This window comes from Bifidobacterium minimum (assembly GCF_000741645.1).
GTDB classification, from domain to species: domain Bacteria; phylum Actinomycetota; class Actinomycetes; order Actinomycetales; family Bifidobacteriaceae; genus Bifidobacterium; species Bifidobacterium minimum.
Genome location: NZ_JGZD01000006.1, coordinates 113595 through 125740 on the forward strand (window position 1 = coordinate 113595; position 12146 = coordinate 125740).

The window sequence follows — 12146 nt, forward strand, 5'->3', positions numbered from 1 at the left end:
TGTGTCCTACAGATAGTATCTTCATCTGTTGTCTGTAAAGGCAGCGTATAAGTGAATGCCCCCATCGTCTAGCGGTCTAGGACTACGCCCTCTCACGGCGCCAACACCGGTTCAAATCCGGTTGGGGGTACGACGCGGTAGCCCAAGCGGTTACGACGCCAATTGGGATGTGGTGTAATTGGCAACACAGCTGATTCTGGTTCAGCCATTCTTGGTTCGAGTCCAGGCATCCCAGCCAGAAGCAAGACCCCGGGACCGGACGGTTCCGGGGTCTTGTCGTATGGGTCGCAGGCCCGGTATGCATCGCAGGTATGCATCTGTCCCTGTGTCCCCGTGTCCGTGCCACGGAATGCGCCATAAGGCGGACCCCGCGGGGATTCGGTCGGGCTGACGTCAACCGCCCCGGAATCCCGGGGCCGTGGGTGCGCTGGGGTACTGTTGAACGATATGAGTGAGTCGCAACGAACCGTTCACGCGTTGTCGTCGCATCCCCGGAATCGCACCGGCTCCAAAGTGGAGGGGAACTCGGTGGAGACGAACTCGGTGGAGGCGAACGTGGTGGAGGCGAACGTGGTGGAGGGGAGTGGCCGCCGTCCCGTGTCCATCTCCGCCCGTCTGGGGTGCCTGCAATTCCATGAGTCCGGCAAATTCCGTGTTCTTCAGGTCGCCGACATCCAGTCGGGCGCGTCGGTGTCCGGGGACACCGTCCGCCTTCTGTCGGAGGCCATCGCCTCGGCGCGTCCCGATATCGTCGTTTTCACGGGAAACCAGATAGCGGGGTACGACGAGGTTTTCGAGGCCACGTTCCGCAAGCGTCGATGGTCTTCGGGCTGGTCGCGCGGCAGGGTCTCGGGCCCGGCGTCCGTCCGTGCGGCCGAGCGAACGCGCGACATGGTCACGTCGACCATCGGACAGTTTCTTGCGCCCGTCGTGGACTCCGGCGTCCCATGGGCGGTGACCTACGGCAACCATGACTGTCAGTGCGGGCTGGACAACGCCCAGCTCGATGAGATCTACAGAGGCTTTCCGGGATGCGTGAATCCCCCCTCCCATGACCGGACGGCTGGCGACGGCCAGGCCGCGGATGAAGGAGCGGAGGAGCGCCGTGTCCGTGCGGATGGTGATGTGGCGGGCGTGTCGGACGCCGCAGTGTTCTGCCCCGAGTCGTCGTGGCTGCCCGGTCAACGGGTCTACCCGCACGCTCCGGGGACCTTCGCGCTCCCCGTGCATGACGTCACGCGGGATCATGCGGTGATGGGCCTGCTGATCGTGGATTCCGGCGACTACGCGCGCTCCGGAGGCTATGGATCGCCCAGTGCGGATGCGGTGGACTTCATCGCCCGATCACGCGGGCTTCTGGGTGCGCCCTCGATGGTTTTCCAGCATATGGCCGTTCCCCAGTACTACCGCCTTCTCAGGGAGGTCCCGTCGACCGCGGACGGCGCCATCGAGGGGTATCGGGCCTTCGCGGGACGTCATTATGTCCTGGACTCGTCGCTGACGCTTCCGGGTGGCTATCTGGGCGAGGGCATCAGCTGTCCCGATGTGGATGCCGGTGAGTTCGAGGCGATGACGGCGGATGGTTCCTGCTTTGCGATGGCCTGCGGGCATGACCACCGCAACGGATTCGTCGGCGATGTCGCCGGGGTGACGCTTATGGCCACGCCGACGGGCGGGTTCGACTCCTATGGGCCGGCCCCGTCCCAGGTGGCGGTGCGGCTTGTCGAGTTCGACATTCGCCATCCCCATCATCCGCGGACCCAGCTGCTGAGCTTCGGCGATCTGGTGGGCAAGCCGTCCTCGACGAAGAAGACCTACACCTATGCCCTGAACGACGTCAGGGCGTCGGGCGGCGAGACGATCGATCTTCTGCATCGGCCGGGGAGGCTGGCGCGGGTGCTTCGGGCTCTGGGTCTGGTCTGATGTCCGGCCGGGTCTGATGTCCGGCTTAGATCGAGGATCCGGCCTTGATGAGGGTGTCGGTGAGGTATTTGCCCGCCGCCATGACCAGGGGCGCATAGCGGCGTCCCGGCATGGTACCCATTCGTCCGGTCGGACCGGAGATCGACACGGCCGCGATGACCTGTCCGCTCGCATTGCGGATGGGGGCCGAAATCGAAGCCACCCCCTTCTCGCGTTCGTTGATGGATTCCGCCCATCCGCGGCGGCGCACGGCGGCAAGCTGGGCCGCGGTGAACTTGGCCTGACGGAGCCCCATATGCAGCCGTTCGGAATCCGCCCACGCCAGGAGTATCTGCGCGGCTGAGCCGGCCTCCATCGACAGCAGCGCCCCCACGGGTATCGAGTCCCTGAGTCCGCTGGCGCGCTCCACGGCCGCGATGCATATGCGCTGGTCCCCCTGACGCCGATATATCTGGGCCGATTCCCCGGTCCTGTCGAGAAGCGTCTGAAGCACGGGCCCCGCGGCGTTCAGAAGCCGGTCCTCGCCGGCGGCGGCGGACAGCTCCGCGAATCGCGATCCAAGCATGAACCGGCCATGCTGGTCGCGGATGACGAACCTGTGCCGTTCCAGGGCGATGGCCAGACGATGCGCCGTCGGCCGGGCGAGTCCGGTGGCCGTGACCAGCTGGCCGAGGGTGGTGGGCCCGAACTCGAGGGCGTCCAGGATCTTGACCGTTTTGTCAAGCACCCCGACACCCGAATGGATGTCATCGTTGGGTGTTTCCGATGCCGTCGCTGCGGTAGCGGCGGCGGAGCCTGGGTCGGTGGCGGAGGCCGAGTCGGAGAAACTGCCGTCCGAAGTGTGCTGCGGGCGCTCGTCCGTTGTCGTACGTGGTTTCTGTGAGGTCATAAGGGGATTATTGCATCTCACATGGTGAAACGCAAAAGTCCGGGAATGGCGAAGCCGCTCATATTCTGGAGACGGGTCACGCAATGATGTGGCTGACGTCGTCCACGGGTCGAATTCCCGCTAAGGAGTGAGTGTATTGGGAATCACGCTTGCCGAGAAGGTCTGGAATGATCATCTGGTGCGTCGGGGGGAGGACGGGGCCCCCGACCTCCTGTACATCGACCTGATGCTGATGCATGAGGTCACGAGCCCGCAGGCCTTCGAAGGGCTTCGTCTGGCCGGGCGCCGGCCCCGACGACGGGATCTGCTCATCGCCACCGAGGACCACAACACCCCCACGGTGGATATCGATCTGCCCAATCCCGACAAGACGTCCGCGGTCCAGCTCTCCACGCTCGAAAGAAACTGCAGGGAGTTCGGCATCCGCCTTCACGGACTGGGCGACGCCGATCAGGGGATCGTGCATGCGTTCGCTCCGGTTCTGGGACTGACGCAGCCCGGAATGACCATAGTGTGCGGGGACTCGCACACCTCCACGCACGGGGCCTTCGGCGCGCTCGCGTTCGGCATCGGGACATCCGAGGTCGAGCATGTGATGGCGACGCAGACGCTGTCGCTCAAACCCTTCAAGACCATGGCGGTGAACGTCGAGGGCGAACTTCCCTGCGGGGTGACCGCCAAGGACGTCATACTCGCCATCATCGCGAAGATCGGCACCGGCGGAGGGCAGGGGCATGTCATCGAATACCGCGGGGAAGCCATTCGCCGCATGTCGATGGATGAGCGCATGACGATCTGCAACATGTCCATCGAGGCCGGGGCGCGGGCCGGCATGATCGCCCCCGACCAGACCACCTTCGACTATCTTCGCGGTCGTCCCCACGCGCCCGAGGGGGAGATGTGGGATCACGCCCTGGACTATTGGAAGACGCTGCGCACGGACGACGACGCCGTCTTCGACAAATCGGTGACGATCGACGCCCGGGAGCTCGCGCCCTTCGTCACCTGGGGGACGAACCCCGGTCAGGGTTCGCCCATCACGGCCACGGTGCCCGTCCCGGAGGCCATCGCCGACGAAGGCAGAAGGTCCGCCACGGATTCCGCCATCCGGTATATGGGACTCAAACCCGGAATGCCCATCAAGGACATCGCCGTCGACACGGTTTTCATCGGTTCGTGCACCAACGGGCGGATCGAGGATCTCCGGGCCGCGGCGGCCATCATGAAGGGCCACCATAAGGCCAAATCCATCCATCGCGTGCTTGTCGTCCCCGCTTCGTCCCGCATCAGGCTTCAGGCCGAACGCGAGGGACTGGACCGCGTGTTCCGCGACTTCGGGGCCGAGTGGCGCAACGCGGGATGCTCGATGTGCCTGGGCATGAACCCTGACAAGATGGTTCCCGGCGAGCGTTCCATTTCGACCTCCAACCGCAATTTCGAGGGGCGTCAGGGCAAGGGGTCCCGTACCCATCTGGCTTCTCCCGCCGTGGCGGCGGCCACGGCCATCCGGGGCACCATCAGCAGCCCCGAGGATCTGTGAGCGGGCGTGAAGGCTGACGTGAAGGCTGACATGAACGTGGATGCGGCAGTCGTGCGGACCGGGCGTCCATGGTGGATTGACGATCGGCGGAAAGCCGAAGAAGGACCTGATTTATGGAAAAGCTGACAGTGGTCACCGGAGTCGGAGTGCCGCTTCGTCGTTCGAACGTCGACACGGACCAGATCATCCCGGCGGTGTTCCTCAAAAGGGTCACGAAGTCCGGATTCGAGGACGCGCTGTTCTATGCATGGCGACGCAATCCCGAGTTCATCCTCAACCGTCCGGAGTACTCCGGGGCGAGGGTTCTCGTGGCCGGACCCGACTTCGGCATCGGATCCTCGCGGGAGCATGCGGTGTGGGCGTTGCACGACTATGGGTTCCGTGTCGTGATCAGCCCGCGCTTCGCCGACATCTTCTATGGAAACACCGCGAAGAACGGCGTTCTGGCGGCGATCATGCCCCAGGAGAGCGTCGAGCTGCTCTGGAAGATCCTTGAGGAGGAGCCAGGACGCTCCATGACTGTGGATCTGGGATCTCGGACCGTGACCTGCGGGGACGTGACGCTGCCCTTCGAGGTCAACGACTACACGCGGTGGCGCCTGATGAACGGCTATGACGACATCGATCTCACGCTTCGCCATGAGGACGACATCGCCGCCTATGAGCGCATGCGCGCCGAGCGGTTCCCCTTCAAGCCGACGACGCTTCCCGCCAGGCATCTTCCCGAGGAGGAGGTGTCCTCCGCCCGGTCGCCCCGGGACACGAGCTGGGACGGCCCGTTGTCCGAACGCTCCACGGGCACGGTCTGACCCGGCGCGACCACGGTGTCGGCGCGCGCGGCTCATCCGCGACGTTCCCGTGATCCCGCGACGTTTCCGTGATCCCATACGCGGGCTTCGGCGCGGTTCCGGCGCCCGATGGCGGCGCAGTCCTTCCCGCCACCTTCCCGCCGCCCGCCCGATGGACGTCGACGGGCCGAGCGGCGCCGGGGCTTCTATAATGGTGCGCGGTATGCGGCGTCCGGCGTCGGCGGGTTCCCGGGACCTTCGGAAGGGTCCGAAGCGGGCCATGCGGGTCGGAACCGGTAATAGGAACATCGATTGATAGGAACATCGATTGATAGGAACATTGAATAGGGGCATTTGCCGGGGCTTTTGGTCTTTTCGCGATCCAACCGGCCGACAGGGGTCCCGTGGTCTTAAGGAGCGCAGATATGGCTGATGCGGTTGTTCTCATCACTACCGAGGCCGACAAGATCTCACAGGCGGCCCAGAGCATCGTCGAGCTCAAGGGCGTAAGCGACGTGTATTCCGTCGCGGGTGACGTCGATCTGGTGGCGATCGTCTCCACGCCGGATTTCGGCGACCTCGCCTCCATCATTCCCGAGGGAATAGCCAAGGTCGACGGCGTGGTCTCGACGCAGACGCTTATGGCGTTCCGCCAGTACTCGACCAGGGACGAGGCCGCCGCGTTCGATCTCGGTGTGGACTGATGGCGGTCGCCGATACCGGAGAGCCGTTGTACGACGTCAGCCGATCGTTCGAGGACAACTACGCCCATGGGCCGTTCGGCGAGTTCGCCCGGCCGTGCTACGACCCGCATGATGGATCGGACGCCGGTCGGAGGGCCGATGGCCCGACCTTTCTGGGTGAGCCAGTCGGCGTGCCCTTCGGGATTCCCGCGGGGCCGCTTCTGAACTCGCGTTTCACGACCGCCGCCTTCCGCCGCGGATACGACATCGCCGTGTACAAGACGGTGCGGTCGCGCGCATGGCCATGCAATCCCTTCCCCAACGTGGTGTCGGTGCATCCCCGGTCGGATGACGGACAGCTTGATCCCCGGGGGGATGAGCCCGACGAGGGCGTGCTTGCCGACACGCGCTTCTCCGACCCGATATCCATATCGAATTCCTTCGGCGTCCCCTCACGGGATCCGGACGTCTGGCAGCCCGATATGCGGGACGCCATGGCGGCGGCCGGGCCGGGCCAGCTGCTTCTGCCCAGCTTCCAGGGATCGCGCGTCCCCGGCATGGACGTCCACGACTATGTGGCCGACCATGTCCGTACGGCGCGGCTGGTGTGCGAGACCGGCGCGAGGATGATGGAGATGAACACCAGCTGCCCCAACGAAGGCCGCAATCGGCTTCTCTGCCATGATCCGAAGCTCGTGGGGGATATCGCGCAGGCCGTGAAGGACGAGATCGGCGACAGGCCTCTGCTCGTCAAGCTCGGTTTCCTCGCGGACGATGCGATGCTTGACGAGATCGTGGGCCGGACGGCGGCGCGCGGGCTGGCTCAGGGATTCTCGGTGATCAACACGATATCGGCGCGGCTGGTGGACTCCCGGGGGCGTCAGGCCCTGCCCGGCCAGGGACGTGAGCGAAGCGGCGTGTGTGGGGCGGCCATTCGCGCGGCGGGGCAGGACATGGTCCGTCGGCTTGCCGCGATCCGCCGTCGGCGTGGCGTGGATTTCGTCATCGTCGGGGTCGGGGGAGTGACCACCGCCCGGGACTATCGCGAGTATCGGCGGTTGGGCGCCGATGCGGTGATGAGCGCCACCGGGGCGATGTGGGACCCCGATCTCGCCATGAGCGTGCGCGCGCTCGCCGATTAGCGCTTCCGTCCTCCCGTCTCCTTCCCGCCTGCGTGTCCGACCCGACGAGGTCGCGCGCGGGTCCGCCAGCGGCGCATTTCACGGGGCCACCACAACCGATGTGGCACTATGGCAGGAGACGCTCTGTGGCAGGAGACGTTACGCAAGGATGGCTCGCGTCGTGATGCCCGACGGTTCCCGGACCGCCACATCGCCGGCGGGGCGGAGGAATTAGACGAAGGGATTCGGACGATGGCCGAGATCAGGGAGGACGTTCTTCATGTCGAGGGTGGCAAGCCGCTGAACGGCGTCATCAAGGTGCGTGGCGCGAAGAACTTCGTCAGCAAGGCGATGGTCGCCGCGCTTCTCGCCCCCGGCGTGTCCGTGCTCAAGAACGTTCCCGAAATCCGTGACGTGCATGTGGTGTCGGATCTGCTCGGGCTCCACGGCGTCGACGTGAACGTGGACGGTTCCGCGGGGGTGGTGACCATCGACGCGTCGAACGTGCGTCTGGCCGATGTGGCGGATGTCGATACCCTGTCGGGGTCGTCCCGCATACCGATCCTTTTCTCGGGCCCGTTGGTGCATCGTCTTGGGGAGGCGTTCATCCCGGCCCTGGGCGGCTGCAACATCGGTGGCAGACCCATCGACTTCCATCTCGAGACGCTGCGCAAGCTGGGCGCCACCGTGGACAAGGAGCATCGCGACGGTATCCACATCACCGCGCCCAATGGTCTGCACGGCGCGAAGATCCATCTGCCGTACCCGTCGGTGGGGGCCACCGAGCAGACCCTGCTGGCGGCGGTGCTTGCGGATGGGCGCACCGAGCTGTCAGGCGCCGCCATCGAGCCGGAGATCATGGATCTGGTCGCGGTGCTGCAGAAGATGGGCGCGATGATCTCCGTCGACGTCGACCGCACGTTCCGCGTTGAGGGCGTCGAGCATCTCAAGGGCTATGTGCACACGGCGCTCACCGACAGGATCGAGGCGGCGTCGTGGGCCTCCGCGGCTCTGGCGACCCACGGGGACATCTTCGTGAAGGGGGCGCAGCAGCAGGACATGATGACCTTCCTGAACGTGTTCAGAAAGGTCGGCGGCGAGTTCGACATCACGGATTCCGGCATCCGATTCTGGCATCCGGGCGGCGATCTCAGGCCCGTGGCGATCGAGACGGATGTGCATCCCGGCTTCATGACCGATTGGCAGCAGCCTCTGGTCGTGGCCCTGACCCAGGCGAACGGGCTGTCGATCGTGCATGAGACCGTCTACGAGAACCGCTTCGGCTTCACCGAGCCGCTTGTCGACATGGGCGCCACCATCCAGCTGTATCGTGAATGCCTCGGATCCCTTCCCTGCCGTTTCCAGCAGCGCAACTACAAGCACTCCGCGGTGATCTTCGGGCCCACTCCTCTTACCGGCCGCGACATCGACGTGCCCGATCTGCGCGGAGGATTCAGTCACCTCATCGCGGCGCTTGCGGCCACCGGGCCGTCCGACGTTCATGGCATCAGCCTGATCGATCGGGGATACGCCGATTTCCGTGGCAAGCTGCTGGCGCTGGGGGCCGATATCGACTGACGTCGGCCGTCCGCCGCGGCCTCGGTGGGGTTTGGCGGCAGGCTGCCGGAAGGTTGACGGAAGGCTGGTGTGAGTGTCCGCGACCGCCGTTTCCGGAGGTGGTTCGCGGCTGTCCGCCCATCTGCGGCACAATGGTGGTTATGACATCCAAAGGAAAGCCGTCGCCTCGTTCGGCCGTCGATCCGCTGTCGGACGATCGGGTCAGGATCGTGGCGTCCCATCATCATCTCGTCGATCCGACCCGGTATTTCCCCACCGGCCCGCGCGAACCCAACACCGCGGAGATCGACGCTCAGAATCCCCGCGCCACGAGGATTCTTCTGGGCGGGGTGTCGGTGGTTCTTCGCACGCATAGCAGGATCCGCGCCTGGGGACTGGAGAACGTCCCGCTTGACGGCCCCTTCATCACGGCGGCCACCCATGTCACGATGTATGACGTGTTCGTGCCCATGATGGCCCTGTTCCATATGGGTCGCCGTCCACGGTTCATGGCCAAGGCCGAGCTGGCCTCCTGGCCGGTTATCGGCCGCTGGTTCCGGCTGGTCGGCATGCAGCCCGTGCCGCGGAGAAGCGGGAAGGCGAAGGCCATCGAGGAGGAGTCGGTCCGGATCCTCACGTCGGGTCGGCCGTTGACGGTCTGGCCGGAGGGCACGGTGACGCGCGACCCGAAGAAATGGCCGATGAGCCTCAAGGATGGCGCCGCTTATATCGCTCTTGAGGCGTCCAGGCGTATGGGACGTCAGATCCCTCTTTTCTGCTCGATCACGTGGGGTGCCGCCAGCATCAACCATTGGTGGCCGTGGCCGCGGAAGAACGTGGTCATGTGCTTTGACGCCCAGCTGGACTATGCCGATCTGCTGTCGGGGATGGAAGGCTGGGGACAGGAGCCTCCCCGCAAGGCGGTCGCCGCGCTGACCGAGAGGATCAGGAACCGGATGGAGGACGTCATGGCCGAGATTCGGGGTGAGCGTCCGCCGTCGGAGGGGTACTGGGATTACCGGACGATGAGTCGTGTTCCGCGTGGGACAAAGGCATAAGCGTAGCATTGCTCGGTAGCCGAGGCCGTCGTCCGTCGATCCCCGGCGGATCGCTCGGGCGTGACGGTAGGATGCGGCGGAAGACGATGGCATGGGACATATGGACGGCGGATGTGGATTGGCGCATCGCACGACAGGGCAAGGAGAGTGCTCGGATATGAAGGTCACGGTTTTGGGCGCGGGCGCGTGGGGCACTGCTTTCGGTCAGGTTCTGGCCGATGCGGGCAACGATGTCACCATGTGGGCCAAGGAGCCGGACATCGTCGATGCGATCGAGGGATCGCACCGCAATCCCGTGCGGCTTCCCAGCGTCGAGCGTCTTCCCGACGCCATGCGCGCGACCGGTGACCGTGGTGAGGCGATGCGGTCCGCGGACGTCGTCGTGGTCGCGATCGCGGCGCAGTTCGCCCGGGTCGCGTTGGAGCCGTTTCGCAGCCTTGTTCCCGACGACGCGGTGGTGGTCTCCCTGATGAAGGGGATCGAGCGCGGGACGGACAAGCGCATGGATGAGGTCGTGCGCGAGACGCTTGGGCTGCCTGAGGATAGGTTCGTCGCGATTTCGGGGCCGAACCTCAGCCGCGAGATAGCCGATCGTCAGCCCGCCGCCACCGTGGTTGCATGCGCTGATATGGATGTCGCCCGAAAGGTCGCGCGCGCCTGCACGACCGACTATTTCCGCGCCTTCGTGAGTTCCGACGTGATCGGCGTGGAGATGTGCGGCTCCCTGAAGAACGTCGTCGCCCTGGCCGTGGGTATGGTCCGCGGGGCGGGCTTCGGCGAGAACACGGCGGCGATGGTGGAGACCAGAGGGCTGGCGGAGCTCGCGTCACTGGGCTCCGCCGCCGGAGCCGATGCGAGGACCTTCTCGGGCCTTGCCGGCGTGGGCGATCTCATCGCCACATGCGGGTCCTCCCTGAGCCGCAACTACACGTTCGGTGCGAATCTGGGCAAGGGGATGAGCGTCGATGAGGCCACGCGGGTGAGCAACGGGGTCGCGGAGGGAGTCCCGACCACGGCGGCCGTCGTCGGTCTGGGCAGGCGCCTCGGGGTGGAGACCCCGCTGGCGTCGGCGATGGATCGTGTTCTTCGTGAGGGGATTTCGTGCTCACAGATGCTTTCGGCGCTTTTCGGGGAGGATATCGTCGAAGAATAGGATTGACGCGTGCTCCTGCGGAGGCCGGATCGTCGGCGGACCAGGGGCGCGTGCTGCACGACCCGACGCGTGTTGTACGACCCGACGAGTGCTGCGCGAGACCCGATCGGCGGTGTATGGAGTCGGCGTGACGGCCGCGCGGCCGGCCGGTGAGGCGTGTGGGCGTGCGGTGACGCGGGTATGACGTGTGGTGACGGGAACGTGGTGAAGGAAACGAGGTCCGATATGGTGAGAAAACGTGTGGCGGTGCTGTATGGTGGGCGCGCGGACGAGCATTCGATCTCGTGCGTGTCCACCGCGGGCGTTCTGGGGGCGATGGACCGTGAACGGTTCGATCCCGTTCCCGTGGGCATCACGAAGGATGGGCGCTGGATCGTGGGAGGGGACGATCCGCGTGGTTTCCGGCTGGATGCTGATGCTCTGCCCACCGTGGAGCGAACCGCGCGGTCGCGTGACGTCGTCCTCGACCCGTCGCGGGGTGGCGACGGCTTCCTGGTGAGGAACCCGGATGGGACCGTCGAGTCCCTGGGCCACATCGATGTCGTCTTTCCCGTGCTGCATGGTCCGTACGGCGAGGACGGGACGGTGCAGGGACTGCTGGAGATGATGTCCGTCCCATACGTGGGATGCGGCGTGCTGACCTCCGCGGTGTGCATGGACAAGCACTACACGAAGCTCGTGCTCTCGTCGGCGGGGATTCCCGTGGCTCCCGGGATCACCGTGGACATGCGCCGGGTGGATCTGGCGTCCGGCCAGGGCGCGACCCGGGGAATAGCCATGCCGTCGATGCCATGGGCGTCAACGGTGTTCTGGCGCGGATCGATGCCGCGGGTCTTCGGTACCCGGTTTTCGTCAAGCCGTCGAGGGCGGGGTCGAGCTTCGGCGTGACGCGTGTGGATTCGCCGGACGAGAAGGTCCTGTCCGCGGCGCTGGCCGAGGCCTCCCGCCATGATTGGAAGGTTCTGATCGAGGAGGGGATCGACGGCCGGGAGATCGAGTGCGCTGTTCTGGCCGCCCGTCCCACCGATAGGCCGCGGGTGAGCTGGCCTGGCGAGATCGTCCTCGATCGACGGGCCGAGGGCGATGAGCAGTTCTACGATTTCGACAGCAAGTACACCGATTCGCAGGCGTCCCATGTCGAGGTTCCCGCCAAGCTCCCCCGGGAGGTTCTCGACCGCGTGCGGGACGTCGCGGCCAGGGCGTTCACCGCGGTCGACGGCACGGGGCTGAGCCGCGTCGACACCTTCGTCACCGCCGATGGACGGGTGACGGTCAACGAGATCAACACGATGCCCGGCTTCACTCCGATCTCGATGTATCCCCAGGCCTGGGAGGCGACCGGTGTGAGCTATGCCGAACTGATCGGGACGCTGATCGATGGCGCAGGCCGCTGACGCGGTTGAATGACGCGGTTGAATGACGCGGTGGTTACCG

General features: G+C 65.6%; 9 protein-coding genes, 2 tRNA genes and 1 pseudogene. 11 read left to right on the top strand and 1 reads right to left on the bottom strand.

Features of this window, described 5'->3' with window-relative positions; genetic code table 11:
* The first annotated feature begins 57 nt into the window (after positions 1-57).
* From BMIN_RS01825 to BMIN_RS01835, 3 genes are all read left to right on the top strand, one after another.
* Positions 58-130, top strand: a tRNA-Glu gene (locus BMIN_RS01825).
* 33 nt (positions 131-163) lie between these two features.
* Positions 164-238 (top strand) — tRNA-Gln (locus tag BMIN_RS01830).
* A gap of 209 nt (positions 239-447) precedes the next feature.
* The gene (locus BMIN_RS01835; RefSeq protein WP_026647483.1) at positions 448-1923 is read left to right on the top strand and encodes a metallophosphoesterase family protein; all 1476 of its coding nucleotides are present in this window, start codon (positions 448-450) and stop codon (positions 1921-1923) included.
* 25 nt (positions 1924-1948) lie between these two features.
* On the opposite strand, the gene BMIN_RS01840 is transcribed toward BMIN_RS01835, so the two are convergent.
* Entirely contained in the window at positions 1949-2812 is an 864-nt protein-coding gene (locus tag BMIN_RS01840) for an IclR family transcriptional regulator (protein WP_022861246.1), read from the bottom strand.
* Positions 2813-2948: 136 nt separating this feature from the next.
* On the opposite strand from BMIN_RS01840, the gene leuC reads away from it, so the two are divergent.
* The 8 genes and pseudogenes from leuC to BMIN_RS01880 all read left to right on the top strand — a co-directional run bounded on the left by leuC (position 2949) and on the right by BMIN_RS01880 (position 12106).
* Positions 2949-4352, top strand: a complete 1404-nt coding sequence (gene leuC, locus BMIN_RS01845; protein WP_022861247.1) for a 3-isopropylmalate dehydratase large subunit — start codon at positions 2949-2951, stop codon at positions 4350-4352.
* A gap of 113 nt (positions 4353-4465) precedes the next feature.
* The gene (leuD, locus tag BMIN_RS01850; RefSeq protein ID WP_022861248.1) at positions 4466-5161 is read left to right on the top strand and encodes a 3-isopropylmalate dehydratase small subunit; all 696 of its coding nucleotides are present in this window, start codon (positions 4466-4468) and stop codon (positions 5159-5161) included.
* A gap of 404 nt (positions 5162-5565) precedes the next feature.
* A complete protein-coding gene (locus BMIN_RS01855; protein WP_022861249.1) occupies positions 5566-5844 on the top strand; it encodes an Lrp/AsnC ligand binding domain-containing protein in 279 nt (92 codons plus the stop codon).
* Complete coding sequence (locus BMIN_RS01860; protein ID WP_022861250.1) at positions 5844-6965, top strand: beta/alpha barrel domain-containing protein; 1122 nt, start codon at positions 5844-5846, stop codon at positions 6963-6965. Before BMIN_RS01855 ends, BMIN_RS01860 begins: the two co-directional genes overlap by 1 nt.
* Before the next feature lie 231 nt (positions 6966-7196).
* Positions 7197-8522 (top strand): UDP-N-acetylglucosamine 1-carboxyvinyltransferase, encoded by a 1326-nt coding sequence (murA, locus tag BMIN_RS01865; RefSeq protein ID WP_022861251.1) that lies wholly within the window; start codon positions 7197-7199, stop codon positions 8520-8522.
* Between the two features lie 140 nt (positions 8523-8662).
* Complete coding sequence (locus tag BMIN_RS01870) at positions 8663-9559, top strand: lysophospholipid acyltransferase family protein (protein ID WP_022861252.1); 897 nt, start codon at positions 8663-8665, stop codon at positions 9557-9559.
* Positions 9560-9716: 157 nt separating this feature from the next.
* Positions 9717-10712, top strand: a complete 996-nt coding sequence (locus BMIN_RS01875) for an NAD(P)H-dependent glycerol-3-phosphate dehydrogenase (RefSeq protein WP_022861253.1) — start codon at positions 9717-9719, stop codon at positions 10710-10712.
* 225 nt (positions 10713-10937) lie between these two features.
* Positions 10938-12106: pseudogene (locus tag BMIN_RS01880) on the top strand (D-alanine--D-alanine ligase family protein).
* Positions 12107-12146 lie beyond the last annotated feature (40 nt).